Raw genomic sequence first — 16,186 nt, 5'->3', positions numbered from 1 at the left:
TGGGGTTAGGTATGCGCTTTCGCGCGTTGGTTGCTGTCGTGGGGGTGTTGCTTGCGGCAATGACTGTCAATGCTCTGGCTGCTTCACAGGTGAAAAGTGTTCGCCTGTGGCGAGCGCCGGATAACACGCGACTGGTGTTCGACCTGTCTGGCCCGGTCCAGCACAGCGTCTTTACCTTGACGGCGCCTGATCGCCTGGTGATCGATATCAACGGTGCCAGCCTGGCCGCGCCGCTGAAAGTCTCCACCGCCAACACGCCCATCACCGCCATGCGCTCTGCCCAGCGTACGCCGACCGACCTGCGTGTGGTCATTGACCTGAAAAAGGCCGTGACCCCCAAAAGCTTCTCCCTGGCCCCCAACGCCCAGTACGGCAACCGCCTGGTGGTCGACCTGTTCGACAACCCCGCCGACGCCGCACCGCCGCCTGCGCCAACGCCAAGCGTGGCGACGGTGCCTGCGGTGCCGGTCAACCCTTCGCAACCCCAGGTCAAGCTGCCACCGCCGCCGCCTGCACCGGCAGGCAAGCGCGACATTATCGTGGTGATCGACGCCGGCCACGGTGGCGAAGACCCGGGGGCTTCCGGCTCACGGGGCCAGCACGAGAAGGACGTGGTACTGGCCATCGCTCGTGAGCTGCAACGCCAGGTCAATGGCATGAAAGGCTACCGCGCCGAGCTGACCCGTACCGGTGACTACTTCATTCCGCTGCGTGGCCGTACTGAAATTGCCCGTAAGAAGGGCGCGGATCTGTTTGTGTCCATTCACGCCGACGCCGCGCCTTCAACCGCTGCCTTTGGCGCCTCGGTATTTGCCCTGTCGGATCGCGGCGCCACCTCCGAGACTGCGCGCTGGCTGGCCGACAGTGAAAACCGTTCAGACTTGATCGGCGGGGCCGGCAACGTTTCCCTTGATGACAAGGACAAGATGCTTGCCGGGGTGCTGCTCGACCTGTCGATGACGGCCTCGCTGACTTCCAGTCTTAACGTCGGGCAGAAAGTGCTGAGCAATATCGGTCGCGTGACGTCGCTGCATAAACAGCGTGTGGAACAAGCCGGGTTCATGGTGTTGAAGTCGCCGGACATCCCGTCGATCCTGGTGGAAACCGGGTTTATCTCCAACGCCAACGAAGCGTCGAAACTGGCCAGCGCCAGTCATCAGCAAGCGCTGGCGCGCTCGATCAGCGCCGGCGTGCGCCAGTTTTTCCAGCAAAACCCGCCGCCGGGCACCTATATCGCCTGGTTGCGCGACTCCGGCAAAATCGCCCAGGGCCCGCGTGACCATCGTGTGCAACCCGGTGATACCGTTGCCATGCTGGCGGTCCGTTTCCAGGTCACGCCTGCTGCCTTGCGCAGCGCCAATAACCTGAAAACCGACGAGTTGAAGATAGGCCAGGTGTTGACCATCCCCGGCACTTCATTGGCGGCGCAGTGATGAGCGAATCCACCTTGAACAGCGGCTCGCGCATTGAATTGCTCAGCCCGCGCCTTGCCAACCAGATCGCCGCGGGTGAGGTGGTTGAACGCCCGGCGTCGGTCATCAAGGAGTTGCTGGAAAACAGCATCGACTCCGGTGCCAAACGCATTGATGTCGATGTGGAGCAGGGCGGCGTCAAGCTGCTGCGGGTACGTGACGATGGCAGCGGCATCTCTTCGGATGACCTGCCCCTGGCCCTGGCCCGTCACGCCACCAGCAAGATCCGCGACCTGGAAGACCTGGAGCGGGTCATGAGCCTGGGCTTTCGAGGCGAGGCCCTGGCCTCCATCAGCTCCGTGGCCCGTCTGACCCTGACCTCCCGCACCCGCAGCGCCGAGCAGGCCTGGCAGGTGGAAACCGAAGGCCGCGACATGGCGCCTCGGGTCCAGCCGGCGGCGCATCCGGTGGGCACCTCGGTGGAAGTGCGCGACCTGTTCTTCAATACCCCGGCGCGGCGCAAGTTCCTCAAGGCCGAGAAAACCGAATTCGATCACCTGCAAGAAGTCATCAAGCGCCTGGCCTTGGCGCGTTTCGATGTGGCGTTTCACCTGCGCCACAATGGCAAGACCATCCTCAGCCTGCACGAAGCCAACGACGACGCCGCACGTGCTCGGCGGGTGGCAGCGGTGTGTGGCAGCGGGTTCCTGGAACAGGCGCTGCCGATTGAGATCGAGCGCAATGGCTTGAGGTTGTGGGGCTGGGTCGGGTTGCCGACGTTCTCTCGAAGCCAGGCCGACTTGCAGTATTTCTTTGTGAACGGCCGGGCGGTCCGCGACAAACTGGTGGCCCATGCGGTACGCCAGGCTTATCGCGATGTGCTGTTCAACGGGCGGCACCCGACCTTTGTACTGTTCTTTGAGGTTGACCCTTCGGTGGTCGACGTCAACGTGCACCCAACCAAGCACGAAGTACGTTTCCGTGATGGGCGCATGGTGCATGACTTCCTGTATGGCACGCTGCACCGTGCCCTGGGTGATGTGCGCCCGGATGATCAATTGTCGGCGCCGATCGTCACCGCGGTGGTGCGCCCGAGCGGTCCCGAGGCCGGCGAGTTCGGGCCGCAAGGTGAAATGAGCCTGGCGGCCAACCTGCTGCAATCGCCCCAGGCGCAGCCAGCCTACACGGCGCCGAATTCGGGTGCCGGTGCGGGTTATCAGTACCAATACACACCGCGCCCGCAATCGACGGCGCCGGTGGCCGAAGCCCAGGCGGCGTACCGTGAGTTTTTCGCGCCGTTGCCGGGTGCCGAGCCGGGTGCTGCTGTGGCGTTGCCCGAAGGCGGCGGTGATATCCCGCCGCTGGGCTATGCCCTGGCGCAGCTCAAAGGCATTTATATCCTCGCCGAAAACGCCCATGGCCTGGTGCTGGTGGACATGCACGCTGCCCATGAACGGATCATGTACGAGCGCCTGAAGATCGCCATGGCCAGCGAAGGCCTCAGCGGCCAGCCGCTGCTGGTGCCCGAATCCCTGGCGGTGAGCCAGCGTGAAGCCGACTGCGCAGAAGAACATCACGGTGTGTTCCAGAAGCTGGGCTTCGAGCTGCAACGCCTGGGTCCGGAAACCCTGGCGATCCGCCAGATTCCCGCGCTGCTCAAGCAGGCCGAGGCCAACCGCCTGGTGGCCGATGTGCTGGCCGACCTGATGGAGTACGGCACCAGCGACCGTATCCAGGCGCATATCAACGAATTGCTCGGCACCATGGCCTGCCACGGCGCCATCCGCGCCAACCGCCGCCTGGCCCTGCCGGAAATGAACGGCCTGTTGCGCGACATGGAAAACACCGAGCGCAGCGGCCAATGCAACCATGGCCGACCGACCTGGACCCAGATGGGCCTGGATGATCTGGACAAACTGTTCTTGCGCGGCCGCTGATGAGTGCCTTGCCTCCCGCCATTTTCCTGATGGGCCCCACGGCCGCCGGCAAGACCGACCTGGCCATCGAGCTGACCAAGGTGCTGCCCTGCGAGTTGATCAGCGTCGACTCTGCCCTGGTTTACCGGGACATGGATATCGGTACGGCCAAGCCGTCGAAGGCGCTGTTGGCCCAGTATCCGCACAAGTTGATCGACATCATCGATCCGGCGCAGAGCTATTCGGCGGCGGATTTTCGCACCGACGCCCTGGCGGCCATGGCCGAGATCACCGCGCGCGGCAATATCCCGCTGCTGGTGGGCGGCACCATGCTCTATTACAAGGCGTTGCAGGAAGGTCTGGCCGATATGCCGCCTGCCGATGCCCAGGTGCGCGCCGAGCTTGAAGAAGAGGCTGCGCGCCTTGGCTGGCAGGCCCTTCACGACCAGTTGGCGGCGGTAGACCCGGTTTCTGCGGCACGTATTCACCCCAATGACCCCCAGCGGCTCACACGCGCCCTGGAAGTATGGCGTGTCAGTGGTCAGACCATGACTGAACATCGCCTGAAACAAACTGCGCAAAGTACTGATGCAGGCGCATCTGGACAGTCACAATTGCCCTATACTGTGGCGAATCTGGCCATCGCTCCGGCAAACCGCCAGGTGTTGCATGAACGAATTGCACAAAGATTCACAATAATGTTGGAACAGGGGTTTGTGGACGAGGTCGTAGCATTGCGTTCAAGAGGCGACCTGCATGCAGGGCTGCCTTCGATACGTGCTGTAGGCTACCGCCAAGTCTGGGATCATCTGGATGGCAAGCTGACGTCCGCCGAAATGCAGGAGCGCGGCATCATTGCCACGCGCCAATTGGCGAAGCGCCAGTTCACCTGGCTGCGCAGCTGGAGCGATTTGCACTGGTTGGACAGCCTGGACAGCGACAATCTGTCACGCGCCTTGAAATACTTGGGAACGGTCTCCATATTGAGCTGAGTCCTTGCAATTGCCGTCTATCCTTGGGGGTGTGACGGCCATAAGCTATCTATTTTCCGATTTTTTATTATTGATCCTTAAAGGAGTGCGGCACATGTCAAAAGGGCATTCGCTACAAGACCCTTACTTGAATACTTTACGTAAAGAGAAAGTTGGGGTTTCCATCTATCTGGTCAACGGCATCAAGCTGCAAGGTACGATCGAGTCGTTCGACCAATTCGTTATCCTGCTGAAAAACACCGTCAGCCAGATGGTTTACAAGCACGCTATCTCGACAGTCGTTCCAGTTCGTCCAATCCGTCTGCCTAGCGCAGCAGGTGATGAACAGGGTGACGCTGAGCCAGGTAACGCCTGATAGGAGTCTCCTTTGTTCTTTGAGCGCCACGGTGGTGGTGAGCGAGTAATCCTCGTTCACTTGGATGGACAGGACCCTGAGGCGCGCGAAGATCCGCAGGAGTTTCAGGAGTTGGCAAATTCGGCCGGCGCCGAGACCGTTGCGTTTTTTAACGTACCGCGTCATCGGCCAACCGCCAAATATCTGATTGGCAGCGGCAAGGTCGAGGAACTGCGCGACCTGGTTCATGCCGAAGAAGCCGATCTGGTGATCTTCAATCACACCCTCACGCCCAGTCAGGAACGTAACCTCGAACGTGTTTTCGAGTGTCGCGTGATCGACCGTACCGGTCTGATTCTCGATATTTTCGCCCAACGCGCCCGCACCCATGAAGGTAAGCTCCAGGTTGAACTGGCCCAGCTTGACCACATGAGCACGCGCCTGGTTCGCGGCTGGACTCACCTTGAGCGTCAGGGTGGCGGTATCGGCATGCGTGGCCCGGGTGAAACCCAGCTGGAAACCGACCGGCGTCTGCTGCGGGTTCGCCTGCGCCAGATCAAGGGCCGCCTCGAAAAAGTGCGCAGCCAGCGTGAACAGTCGCGACGTGGCCGTTCCCGTGCGGATATCCCGACCGTGTCCCTGGTGGGGTACACCAACGCCGGCAAGTCCACGTTGTTCAATAACGTGACCAAGTCGGATGTTTACGCGGCCGACCAACTGTTCGCCACCCTCGACCCGACCCTGCGGCGTCTGGACATCGACGACCTGGGGCCGATTGTGCTGGCCGATACTGTGGGTTTCATTCGTCACCTGCCCCACAAGCTCGTCGAGGCATTTCGGTCTACGCTCGAAGAGTCGAGCAATTCCGACCTGCTGTTGCACGTGATCGATGCGGCCGAACCGGATCGCATGTTGCAGATTGAACAGGTCATGGTGGTGCTGGGCGAGATTGGTGCCCAGGACTTGCCGATCCTCGAGGTCTATAACAAACTCGATTTGCTTGAAGGCGTTGAGCCACAGATCCAGCGCGACGAGAACGGCAAGCCCCAGCGGGTCTGGTTATCGGCGCGAGATGGCAGTGGCTTGGAGTTGCTGGAACAAGCCATTGCCGAATTGCTCGGCAGCGATTTGTTCGTCGGCACCTTGCGCTTGCCGCAGCGTTTTGCTCGACTGCGTGCACAGTTTTTCGAGTTGGGCGCGGTACAGAAAGAAGAACACGACGAAGAAGGTGTCAGCTTGCTGGCCGTTCGATTGCCACGCTCGGAACTCAATCGGCTGGTCAGCCGAGAGGGTGTTGTACCGGCAGAGTTCATCGAACAACACACTTTGCAATAAAAGCCTGAGAAAGCGGTTGTGCCGCAGTAGCAGGCATTCTGTAGCATTGGTCGGCGCGCCGTGGGTGCGTCTTTGCTTTATCAGATGGAGAGCGCTATGGCTTGGAATGAGCCGGGTGGCAACTCGAATAATCAGGATCCTTGGGGTGGTAAGCGCCGCAATAATGGCGACCGCAAGGGGCCACCGGATCTCGACGAGGCCTTCCGAAAGCTGCAGGAAAGCCTGAATGGGTTGTTCGGTGGTGGAAAAAAACGTGGTGGTGACGACGGCGGTCGCACAAGCAAGGGCGGTGGCTATGGCCTGCTGGGCCTGGGTCTTGTCGTGCTCGCGGCCGTATGGCTGTACAGCGCGGTCTACGTGGTGGACGAGCAGGAGCAAGCCGTGGTGCTGCGCTTCGGCAAGTACTACGAGACTGTCGGGCCAGGCCTGAACATCTATTTCCCGCCGATCGACAAGAAGTACATGGAGAACGTGACGCGTGAGCGTGCGTACACCAAGCAGGGCCAGATGCTGACCGAAGACGAGAACATCGTCGAAGTGCCGCTGACCGTGCAGTACAAGATCAGCAACCTGCAAGACTTCGTGCTGAACGTTGATCAGCCGGAAATCAGCCTGCAACACGCAACCGAAAGTGCCCTGCGCCACGTGGTGGGTTCCACCGCCATGGACCAGGTGCTCACCGAAGGTCGTGAGTTGATGGCCAGCGAAATCAAGGAGCGTCTGCAACGCTTCCTCGACACTTACCGCACCGGTATCACCGTTACCCAGGTGAACGTACAGAGCGCAGCGGCACCGCGTGAAGTGCAGGAAGCCTTTGACGACGTGATCCGTGCACGTGAAGACGAGCAGCGTTCGCGCAACCAGGCTGAAACCTATGCCAACGGCGTTGTGCCGGAAGCCCGTGGTCAGGCCCAGCGCATCCTTGAAGATGCCAACGGTTACCGCGATGAGGTGGTCTCCCGCGCCAAGGGTGAGGCAGATCGTTTCACCAAGCTGGTCGCCGAGTACCGCAAGGCTCCTGAAGTGACCCGCGAGCGTCTGTATCTGGACACCATGCAGGAAGTCTTCAGCAACACCAGCAAGGTTCTCGTGACCGGCAGCAAAGGTGGGCAGAACAACCTGCTGTACCTGCCGCTGGACAAGATGATCGAAGGTGGTCGTAGCGGCGCCAGTGCACCGTCCACCGGTTCGAATGCCGCTGCCAACGAAGCGAGCGCCCGTGCGGCCGCTGACTTGCTGCAACAGCAAACACGTACCAGGGAGAGCCGTTGATGAGCAATAAATCGCTGACCGCCCTGATTGTGGGCGTCGTCGTGGTCATCGCTGCCTGGAACTGCTTCTACATCGTCGCTCAGACCGAGCGTGCGGTGCTGCTGCAATTCGGTCGCGTGGTCCAGGCGGATGTCCAGCCAGGCCTGCATGTGAAAGTCCCCTACGTCAACCAGGTGCGCAAGTTCGACGCCCGCCTGATGACCCTGGATGCACCGACACAGCGCTTCCTGACCCTGGAAAAGAAAGCCGTGATGGTTGACGCCTACGCCAAGTGGCGCGTCAAGGATGCCGAGCGCTTCTACACCGCGACTTCTGGCCTCAAGCAGATTGCCGACGAGCGTTTGTCCCGTCGTCTGGAATCGGGCCTGCGTGACCAGTTTGGTAAGCGCACCCTGCACGAGGTGGTATCCGGTGAACGTGATGCGCTGATGGCTGACATCACCCGTTCGCTGAACACCATGGCGGAAAAAGAGCTGGGTATTGAAGTGGTCGACGTTCGCGTCAAGGCCATTGACCTGCCCAAGGAAGTGAACCGCAGCGTGTTCGAGCGTATGAGCACCGAGCGTGAGCGTGAAGCGCGTGAGCACCGCGCCAAGGGTAACGAGTTGGCTGAAGGTATCCGTGCCGATGCCGACCGTCAGCGTCGTGTACTGCTGGCAGAAGCCTATCGTGAGTCTGAAGAGGCTCGTGGTGACGGCGATGCTCAAGCCGCGGCGATCTACGCCAAGGCCTACGGCCAGGACCAGGAGTTCTACGCGTTCTACCGTAGCCTGCGCGCTTACCGTGAAAGCTTCGCGAACAAAACCGACGTACTGGTGTTGGACCCAAGCAGCGACTTCTTCCGCTACCTGGAAAAGTCCAAGTAACCAGCCCGTGATTCTGTAAGGCGCACTCCGTCGGGCGGCTAAAATGCCTGGCGGGGTGATCCTTTCAGAAAACGGGTGTATGATGCGGCAGCCGGGAAATTCCCGGCTTTTTTGCGTCTGCATGTTTGATTCGGCAGGCGTGACAGGTTTTTCGAGGAAAGTGCCCGACGAGGCCGTTTGCAGGCCGTTCGTCACGTCGCTCTTGCGCGTGGTTTATGCAAGGGGCGGGTATTTTCTGCTTCACTCAAGGCTCGGCCGAGGGCTGGCCGCCCGGATCAAAGGGGAATGGCGTAATGGCAACGGTAGACCGCTGGCTGCTGCCAGATGGCATCGAAGAAGTACTGCCACCAGAAGCTGCGCGCATTGAAGTAGCGCGTCGCCAGGTGTTGGATCTGTTCCAGAGCTGGGGTTACGAGTTTGTCGTGACTCCCCATATCGAGTACCTGGAATCCCTGCTGACCGGCGCGGGCCAGGACCTGGATCTGCGCACCTTCAAGGTCATCGACCCGCAATCGGGCCGGCAAATGGGGTTCCGTGCCGACATCACGCCACAAGTGGCGCGCATCGATGCGCACACCCTGCGTCGCGAAGGCCCGAGCCGCCTGTGCTACGCCGGCAGCGTACTGCATGCCCAGCCGCGCGCCTTGTCGTCTTCCCGTAGCCCGATCCAGTTGGGCGCCGAGTTGTACGGCGACGCCAGCCCGAGCAGCGATGTGGAAGTGATCAGCCTGATGCTGGCCATGCTGCAACTGGCGGATGTGCCGGACGTGCACATGGACCTGGGCCACGTCGGTATCTACCGTGGCCTGGCGCGTGCTGCCGGGTTGTCCGGTGAAGTGGAGCAACAGTTGTTCGATGCCCTGCAGCGCAAGGCGATCGATGAAGTGATCGCTCTCACCGAGGGTGTGCCTGCTGAGCTGGCTGGCATGCTGCGGGCGCTGGTAAATCTGTGCGGCGGCCGTGAAGTGCTGGTGGCTGCGCGTGAGCGCCTGGCCAATGCGCCGGCACCGGTATTGGCGGCACTGGATGATGTGCTGGCAATTGCCGAGCGCCTGTCAGCACGGTTCCCGGAGCTGCCGCTGTATTTTGATCTGGGTGAATTGCGCGGCTACCACTACCACACCGGTGTGGTGTTCGCGGTATTCGTCTCGGGTGTTGGCCAGGCCATCGCCCAAGGTGGTCGCTATGACGATATCGGCGCCGACTTCGGTCGTGCGCGTCCGGCCACTGGTTTTTCCACCGATTTGAAAACCCTGGTGACCCTGGGGCGTGCTGAGGTCGAGCTGCCGTCTGGTGGCATCTGGATGCCCGACAGTACGGACGCAGCGCTCTGGCAGCAGGTTTGCCAGTTACGCCGTGAGGGTCAGCGTGTAGTCCAGGCCTTGCCTGGGCAGCCATTGGCCGCCGCCCGTGAAGCGGACTGCGACCGGCAATTGATTCAGCAGAACGGGCTTTGGCAAGTATCGCCACTGGCTTCTTGAGTTTTCCTGCCGGCCATCGCCGGCACCAAGTTTGCGCGAATGAGGACAAGTGTTATGGGTAAGAATGTCGTAGTCCTGGGCACCCAATGGGGTGATGAGGGCAAAGGCAAGATCGTTGATCTGCTGACCGAACATGCTGCCGCCGTAGTGCGCTACCAAGGTGGTCACAACGCTGGCCACACCCTGGTCATCGATGGCGAAAAAACTGTCTTGCACCTGATCCCGTCGGGTGTCCTGCGCGAAGGCGTGCAGTGCCTGATCGGCAATGGCGTGGTGGTTGCACCTGACGCCCTGCTGCGCGAGATCACCAAGCTGGAGGAGAAAGGCGTACCGGTGCGCGAGCGCCTGCGTATCAGCCCGTCCTGCCCGCTGATCCTGTCCTTCCACGTTGCGCTGGACCAGGCCCGTGAAAAGGCGCGTGGCGAGCTGAAGATCGGCACCACCGGTCGCGGCATCGGCCCGGCCTACGAAGACAAGGTTGCACGTCGTGGCCTGCGTGTGGGCGACCTGCTCAACATGCCGCGCTTTGAAGACAAGCTGCGTGAACTGGTGGATTACCACAACTTCATGCTGGTGGGTTACTACAAAGAGCCAGCCATCGAGTTTGAAAAGACCCTGGCCGAGTGCAAGGAATACGCTGAGCTGCTCAAGCCGTTGATGCTGGACGTGACGGCCGAGCTGCACGATCTGCGTCGCGCTGGCAAGGACATCATGTTCGAAGGTGCCCAGGGTTCGTTGCTGGACATCGACCACGGTACCTACCCGTACGTGACCAGCTCCAACACCACCGCTGGCGGCGTTGCGACCGGTTCTGGCGTTGGCCCGATGTTCCTGGACTACATCCTGGGTATCACCAAGGCCTACACCACTCGCGTAGGTTCGGGCCCGTTCCCGACTGAGCTGTTCGACGACGTCGGCGCGCACCTGGCCAAGCAAGGCCACGAATTCGGCGCCACCACTGGCCGTGCTCGTCGTTGCGGCTGGTTCGATGCCGTTATCCTGCGTCGCGCTATAGATGTGAACAGCATCTCGGGCATCTGCCTGACCAAGCTGGACGTACTCGACGGTCTGGAAGCCATCAACATTTGCGTCGGCTACAAAGACGCCCAAGGCAACGATGTTGCCCCGACTGACGCTGACAGCTACGTGGGCCTGCAGCCTGTGTACGAAGAAGTGCCAGGCTGGACCGAATCGACCGTGGGCGCCAAGACCCTGGAAGAGCTGCCAGCCAACGCCCGCGCCTACATCAAGCGTGTGGAAGAGCTGATCGGTGCGCCGATCGACATTATTTCGACGGGCCCGGACCGCAACGAGACCATCGTTCTGCGTCACCCGTTCGCGTAATAAGCTGTTGATGTGAAAAGCAAAGGGCTCCTTCGGGAGCCCTTTGTCGTTTCTGCCTGGCAAGCGGCACGACCCTTGCTGTGTTTCCCTCTTTCGAGGTGCTATCAAATTAGTGGCACCCGTGGTGGAGGGATTTCCAGTGTCTGCCGTTCTCTCGTTGTTACAAAGCCGTCTGTTGCGGCCGGTGTTCGTTACCCTTGGTATCGCTCTTTTGGTGCAAGTGCTGGTGGCCGTCGCGCTGACGCGGAGCACGGTGACGGCGCTGGAAGCCGATTTGGGCAATCGCCTGGGCATTGATAGCCAGAAGTTGTCTGGCGAACTGGCCCAAGCTGGCAAGGAAGTCACGTCCAGCCTGGACAGCCTGTCCGCCAGCACGCGCCAGCGACTGACAACTGGGCTTTCCACGCGCTTGCAGGAAGAGCAAAAGCAGTTGCGTGCGACGCTGGAAAAAGACCTGCAGGACTCCGCCAATGACATGGCGCAACTGCTGGCCTCGGTCGCGCCCCGTGCCATGTGGGACAGTGACGTGCCGACCCTTTCAGAGTTTGCCCGCCGGGCCCAGCGCAACCCCAATGTGCTGTTCGTGGTGTATGACGACGCCGCAGGCGAGCACCTGACGCGTTATCTGAACCGTGAGAACCCGATCAACCAGGCGTTGCTGGCAAAAGGCGCGGGTGAGCGTGCTCTGGATAAGGTACTGGACGCGGCCAAGACTGACCCTTCCGTGTACTACGTTGAAGCCTCCATCAGCCCCAACGGTGTGGAAATCGGCAAGGTGCGCATGGGCGTGTCGACCGCTGCGGTTGAGGCCGACCTGCAAGCCTTGGATAAGCGCTTTGCCGCGATGATCGCCAGCGGTGATCAACTGGTGGGTGATAGCCTCAAGGGAGCCGCCGCTGACAGCGCCAACGCCATGGGCGCCCGGCTGCAATCGGCACAAGCCACTGCCACGCAAATGACGGCCAACACCGCCGCCGCCGTGCAAGACGCGGCGGGCACCCTGCGCTGGCGCATCGGCATGGGGCTGGCACTGGTGGGGCTTGGGGTATTGCTGCTGATCGCCATTGTGCTGGGGCGGCGCGTGGTCAATCGCCTGAAGTTGCTGATTGCCGCGATGGATGATCTGGCGGCCGGCGAGGGTGACCTCACCAAGCGCGTGCAGATCAACAGCAAGGATGAAATCGGCGATATGGCCTCGGCGGTCAATCGCTTTGTGGATAAGTTGCAGCCCATCGTGCGCGAGGCGGGCGACGTGGCCCAGCGTACCGGTGTGGAAATCGGTGCCATGACATTGCGCAATGCTGGCGCCGATGCGGCGGCGGGCTTGCAGCGTGATGAAGTGGCCGAGAGTTTGCGCGCTTTGTCGCAAATGGCCGACGAGGCCCAGGAGGAAAGCCACGCTATGCAGGCGGCCTTGCAGCAGGTGGTGGATATTCGCCAGGCCACGGATGAAAACTCACGAACCTCGGCTGAAGTCGGTAGCTTGATCGAGGCGTTGGCGGGGCAGGTGCAGGCCGGTTCCCAGGTGATCGAACGGCTGGCGCAGCAAAGCGAGCAAATCGAGGTCGTGCTCACCGTGATTCACGGCATCGCCGAGCAAACCAACCTGCTCGCTCTCAACGCGGCCATCGAGGCGGCACGGGCTGGCGAGACTGGGCGCGGCTTTGCGGTGGTGGCCGATGAAGTGCGTGCGCTGGCGAGCAAGACTCAAAGCTCCACTGGCGACATCCAGGCGCATATCGTGGCATTGCAGCAGGGCGCACGTGAGGCGGTGGAAACCATCGGCAAGGCGGGGCGCCAGGCCAGTGAGGGCTTGCTGGTGCTGCGCGACAGCGTGCGCTTGCAGCAGACGGTGCAGGCTTCTGTGGAGCAGGTGCATGCGGCGATTGGCCTGGCGACGCGTGCGGCTGAGCATCAGGCCCAGGGCGCGCATGCGGTGCGTGGGCGCGTGGAGGTGATCCATGCCCAGGCGGAGCGTGCGGCGCAAGCGGTGGTGGAGACGACGGCCAGTGGGAAGGTGCTGGATGGGTTGGCGGCGCAGTTGAAGGCGAGCTTGGGGCAGTTCAGGGCGTGAGGTTGTCTGGACGGGCTTCATCGCAGGCAAGCCAGCTCCCACATTCAACTGCATTCCAAAGTTGGAGCGCGGTCAACTGTGGGAGCTGGCTTGCCTGCGATAGCTGTTTCAGCGGCTCAAATACATCCGCGTCGTAAGTAGATACACCGGCAACCCCGACACCAGAATCAACAACGCTGCATACGGCGCCGCCGCCGCAAATTCCACATTCGAGGTATGCGCCCAGACGGCCGTTGCCAAGGTATTCAGCCCGGTTGGGCTCAGCAGCAATGTCGCCGTCAATTCCTTCATCGCATCCAGGAACACCAAGGCAAACGCCGCCCCCAGCGCCGGAAAGATAATTGGCAACGTCACCCGGCAAAACGCACTGAAGGACGATGCGCCTAACGTGCGCGCAGCCTCTTCCAACTGTGGCGCCGCCTTGTTCAGCGCTGTACGAATCGGCGCCTGCGCCAATGGCAAAAACAGCAGCGCATAAGCAATCAGCAGCAATGCCGAGGTCTGGTACAGCGCTGGCACGTAATGCAGGGCGAAATACACCAGGGTCAACGCAATCACCAGGCCGGGCAGGGCATGCAGTAAGTACGGCAAGCGTTCGGCCCATAGCGCCAGTTGGCCTTTGTAGCGCACCACCAGCAAACCAACCGGTACTGCCAGTACCAGGCACAGTGCGGCGCCGCCCAGCGAGAGCGCCAGGGAAGACAGCAGCGCCTCACCGATCTCGGCCATCGGAAACGCTGCCGACGAACCGACTGCCAACCAATACCCGAGCATTCCCAGTGGGATGCCACTGCCAATGATCGCCAGCGCCAGGCAATACACCTGGCCCAATGGCGCCCACCTGCCCAGTCGAACCTGCTCGGCGTGCCGCGCCGCGCCCTGGCCGATGCGCACGTGCCGGCCTTTGCCGCGTACGCGCAGTTCCAGCCATAGCAGGGTCAGGCACATCACCAGCAGCACTGCCGAGAGCATTGCCGCATTGGCATTGCTGAACTCCAGTTCGAACTGCTGGTAGATCGCGGTGGTGAAAGTCTGCAGCCCAATGATCGACAGCGCGCCGAATTCCACCAGCATGTGCAGTGCGATCAATAGTGAGCCGGCCAGCAGCGATGGCCACAGCAGCGGCAAGGTGATGCGAAAGAACACGCCCCAGCGGTTGAGCCCCAGCGTGCGGGCCGATTCTTCCAGGGAGGGGTCAAGATTGCGTAGCGTTGCCGCCACCGGCAGAAATACCAGCGGGTATTTGGACAGGCTCATCACCAGGGTCGCGCCGCCAAGCCCCTCGAACTGGGCGCTCAGCGACACCCAGGTAAAACTGCTGACGAACGCCGGCACCGCAAACGGCAGGCACAGGATCACACCCCAGATGCGCCGCCCTGGCAGGTTGCTGCGTTCCAGCAGCCAGGCCAGGGACAGGCCGATCACGCCGCAGGTCAGCGTCACGCCGACCATCAGCGCCAGGGTGTTGCGCAGCAGTCCGAACACATAAGGCCGCCACAGTAGATGCATCGCCTCCGTCCAGCCCGCCTGCCAGGCTTTGAGCCCGACGTAGGCGAGCGGCAACAGGCTCAGGCCAACCAGCAACAGCACAGGTAGCAGCAGCCAGATCGACGGGCGTTTGCGACGGGGGGTGAACCCCGCGACGGAAAGCGATGGGTTCATCAGTTCAGGCCAACGTCACGTTCCAGTTCCAGGGCTTCTTCGGCGTTGCCCAGGTCTGCGGGGGTGACCTTTGGTGGCTGCAGCTCGCTGAATGGCTTGAGGCCGCGGTTCGATTCCATGCCCTTGCGCAGCGGGTACTCGGCCGACGTGTTGGTGATCACGCGCTGGCCTTCTTCGCTGGCCATGAATGCCAGCAATTGCTGAGCTTCTTTGGGATGCTTGCTGGGTTTGAGTGCGGCAGCGGAGGATACGGTGATCAGGCCGCCAGCATCACCATCGGTGAAGTAGTGCAGTTGGGAATCCAGATTGGTTTTTTCCTTTTTCAGGGCAAACCAGTAGTAGTTATTCACCAGCACGGTGGCTACTTCGCCTTTTTCCACGGCCTTGAGGGCAACCATATTGTTGCTGTACACCTTGCCGAAGGCGCGCAGGCCGGTCAGCCATTCTTCTGCGGCTTCGCGACCGTGCAGCTTGATGATCGCCACGGCTTGCTCCTGGAACGCGCCGCTGGTGGGAACGAAGCCGACTTTGCCTTGCCACTCGGGGCCGGCAAAATCCAGTACCGACTTGGGCAGGTCTTTTTCGGCAATCAGTTTGGGGTTGAAGGCTACGACGCGGGTGCGTGCGGTCACGCCCATCCAGTCGCCGTTTTTGCCCACGTAATCCTTGGGCAGTACATCGAGGGTGCTGGCATCGATTTTTGCCAACAGGCCTTGCTCGCCGAGTTTGTTCAGGGGCGGTGATTCTTCGGTGTAGATGACGTCGGCAGGGGAGCGCTCACCTTCTTCGACGACCTGGCTGGCCAGCTGGTTGCTGCTACCTTTGCGCACGTTGACGTGGATGCCGGTCTTGGCTTCGAAGGCCTTGGCGAGTTCATCGCCGACTTCTTTGTGTTGGCCGTTGTATAAGGTCAGGGAGACCTTGTCGGCAGAATGGGCGGCGGGCGAGAGCAGGGTCAGGCTGAGTAGGGTGAGGGTCAGGCCGCGCAGAAGGGATGTCTTGAGTCGATTGTCACGGATCATCATCCGAAGTGTTCCTCGCTTATGTGCAACAAATCATTGCAAGGATAAACGATAAATCTTCTCAAGTGCGGATGAGGGGAAAATCACTGGGGAAGTTTTCAAACCCCGGAAACGAAAAAACCCGCTTTCGCGGGTTTGATCTGAATTTGGTGCCCAGGAGAAGACTCGAACTTCCACGACCTTGCGATCACCAGCACCTGAAGCTGGCGTGTCTACCAATTTCACCACCTGGGCATTATCTAACAACGTTGCCGCTGTTGATGGGGCGAACTATACGGCGGGGCTTTTGATCTGTAAACCCCTGATTCGAAAAATATAAATCAATTTTTCCGTTAAAAATCAGAGGCCTGAAACGAAAAAACCCGCTTTCGCGGGTTTGATCTGAATTTGGTGCCCAGGAGAAGACTCGAACTTCCACGACCTTGCGATCACCAGCACCTGAAGCTGGCGTGTCTACCAATTTCACCACCTGGGCA

Annotated in this window: 12 protein-coding genes and 2 tRNA genes; 10 read left to right on the top strand and 4 right to left on the bottom strand. The window is 61.0% G+C overall.

Annotation, left to right across the window (positions count from 1 at the left end; genetic code table 11):
• The first annotated feature begins 11 nt into the window (after positions 1 to 11).
• The 10 genes from GIV26_RS03595 to GIV26_RS03550 all read left to right on the top strand — a co-directional run bounded on the left by GIV26_RS03595 (position 12) and on the right by GIV26_RS03550 (position 13,026).
• A complete protein-coding gene (locus GIV26_RS03595; protein ID WP_003188054.1) occupies positions 12 to 1,433 on the top strand; it encodes an N-acetylmuramoyl-L-alanine amidase in 1,422 nt (473 codons plus the stop codon).
• A complete protein-coding gene (gene mutL / locus GIV26_RS03590; protein ID WP_054918857.1) occupies positions 1,433 to 3,349 on the top strand; it encodes a DNA mismatch repair endonuclease MutL in 1,917 nt (638 codons plus the stop codon). Before GIV26_RS03595 ends, mutL begins: the two co-directional genes overlap by 1 nt.
• Positions 3,349 to 4,320 carry a tRNA (adenosine(37)-N6)-dimethylallyltransferase MiaA gene (gene miaA / locus GIV26_RS03585; RefSeq protein ID WP_054896266.1) on the top strand — a complete coding sequence of 324 codons (972 nt, stop codon included), beginning with the start codon at positions 3,349 to 3,351 and terminating at the stop codon, positions 4,318 to 4,320. The genes mutL and miaA overlap by 1 nt, the downstream gene beginning before the upstream one ends.
• Positions 4,321 to 4,414: 94 nt before the next feature.
• A complete protein-coding gene (hfq, locus tag GIV26_RS03580; RefSeq protein WP_003188059.1) occupies positions 4,415 to 4,675 on the top strand; it encodes an RNA chaperone Hfq in 261 nt (86 codons plus the stop codon).
• A gap of 12 nt (positions 4,676 to 4,687) precedes the next feature.
• A complete protein-coding gene (hflX, locus tag GIV26_RS03575) occupies positions 4,688 to 5,989 on the top strand; it encodes a ribosome rescue GTPase HflX (RefSeq protein ID WP_003188061.1) in 1,302 nt (433 codons plus the stop codon).
• A gap of 96 nt (positions 5,990 to 6,085) precedes the next feature.
• The gene (gene hflK / locus GIV26_RS03570) at positions 6,086 to 7,261 is read left to right on the top strand and encodes an FtsH protease activity modulator HflK (protein WP_003188062.1); all 1,176 of its coding nucleotides are present in this window, start codon (positions 6,086 to 6,088) and stop codon (positions 7,259 to 7,261) included.
• Positions 7,261 to 8,127 carry a protease modulator HflC gene (gene hflC, locus GIV26_RS03565; RefSeq protein ID WP_003188064.1) on the top strand — a complete coding sequence of 289 codons (867 nt, stop codon included), beginning with the start codon at positions 7,261 to 7,263 and terminating at the stop codon, positions 8,125 to 8,127. The genes hflK and hflC overlap by 1 nt, the downstream gene beginning before the upstream one ends.
• A gap of 293 nt (positions 8,128 to 8,420) precedes the next feature.
• The gene (locus GIV26_RS03560) at positions 8,421 to 9,608 is read left to right on the top strand and encodes an ATP phosphoribosyltransferase regulatory subunit (protein WP_236279511.1); all 1,188 of its coding nucleotides are present in this window, start codon (positions 8,421 to 8,423) and stop codon (positions 9,606 to 9,608) included.
• A 54-nt stretch (positions 9,609 to 9,662) separates the two neighbouring features.
• Positions 9,663 to 10,952: an adenylosuccinate synthase gene (locus GIV26_RS03555; protein ID WP_014716669.1), complete on the top strand. Its 1,290-nt coding sequence runs from the start codon at positions 9,663 to 9,665 to the stop codon at positions 10,950 to 10,952.
• 139 nt (positions 10,953 to 11,091) lie between these two features.
• A complete protein-coding gene (locus GIV26_RS03550; RefSeq protein ID WP_236279510.1) occupies positions 11,092 to 13,026 on the top strand; it encodes a methyl-accepting chemotaxis protein in 1,935 nt (644 codons plus the stop codon).
• A 108-nt stretch (positions 13,027 to 13,134) separates the two neighbouring features.
• Here GIV26_RS03550 and GIV26_RS03545 read toward each other — a convergent pair whose 3' ends face one another.
• From GIV26_RS03545 to GIV26_RS03530, 4 genes are all read right to left on the bottom strand, one after another.
• A complete protein-coding gene (locus GIV26_RS03545; protein ID WP_236279509.1) occupies positions 13,135 to 14,688 on the bottom strand; it encodes an ABC transporter permease in 1,554 nt (517 codons plus the stop codon).
• Complete coding sequence (locus GIV26_RS03540; RefSeq protein ID WP_236279508.1) at positions 14,688 to 15,713, bottom strand: extracellular solute-binding protein; 1,026 nt, start codon at positions 15,711 to 15,713, stop codon at positions 14,688 to 14,690. Before GIV26_RS03540 ends, GIV26_RS03545 begins: the two co-directional genes overlap by 1 nt.
• A 144-nt stretch (positions 15,714 to 15,857) precedes the next feature.
• Positions 15,858 to 15,944 (bottom strand) — tRNA-Leu (locus GIV26_RS03535).
• Positions 15,945 to 16,098: 154 nt separating this feature from the next.
• A tRNA-Leu gene (locus tag GIV26_RS03530) sits at positions 16,099 to 16,185 on the bottom strand.
• Between the last annotated feature and the right edge of the window lies 1 nt (position 16,186).

Origin of the sequence: Pseudomonas sp. PA-1-3F (assembly GCF_021609665.1) — a bacterium.
GTDB classification, from domain to species: domain Bacteria; phylum Pseudomonadota; class Gammaproteobacteria; order Pseudomonadales; family Pseudomonadaceae; genus Aquipseudomonas; species Aquipseudomonas paracarnis.
Note: the sequence above shows the minus strand (reverse complement) of the source record. Positions and strands in the feature narration are given on the sequence as shown.

Bases quoted from the DNA above. Each gene is read 5' to 3' on its own strand.
- GIV26_RS03595 (WP_003188054.1), top strand. From the start codon at position 12: ATGCGCTTTCGCGCGTTGGTTGCTGTCGTGGGGGTGTTGCTTGCGGCA.
- mutL (WP_054918857.1), top strand. From the start codon at position 1,433: ATGAGCGAATCCACCTTGAACAGCGGCTCGCGCATTGAATTGCTCAGC.
- miaA (WP_054896266.1), top strand. From the start codon at position 3,349: ATGAGTGCCTTGCCTCCCGCCATTTTCCTGATGGGCCCCACGGCCGCC.
- hfq (WP_003188059.1), top strand. From the start codon at position 4,415: ATGTCAAAAGGGCATTCGCTACAAGACCCTTACTTGAATACTTTACGT.
- hflK (WP_003188062.1), top strand. From the start codon at position 6,086: ATGGCTTGGAATGAGCCGGGTGGCAACTCGAATAATCAGGATCCTTGG.
- hflC (WP_003188064.1), top strand. From the start codon at position 7,261: ATGAGCAATAAATCGCTGACCGCCCTGATTGTGGGCGTCGTCGTGGTC.
- GIV26_RS03560 (WP_236279511.1), top strand. From the start codon at position 8,421: ATGGCAACGGTAGACCGCTGGCTGCTGCCAGATGGCATCGAAGAAGTA.
- GIV26_RS03555 (WP_014716669.1), top strand. From the start codon at position 9,663: ATGGGTAAGAATGTCGTAGTCCTGGGCACCCAATGGGGTGATGAGGGC.
- GIV26_RS03545 (WP_236279509.1), bottom strand. From the start codon at position 14,688: ATGAACCCATCGCTTTCCGTCGCGGGGTTCACCCCCCGTCGCAAACGC.
- GIV26_RS03540 (WP_236279508.1), bottom strand. From the start codon at position 15,713: ATGATGATCCGTGACAATCGACTCAAGACATCCCTTCTGCGCGGCCTG.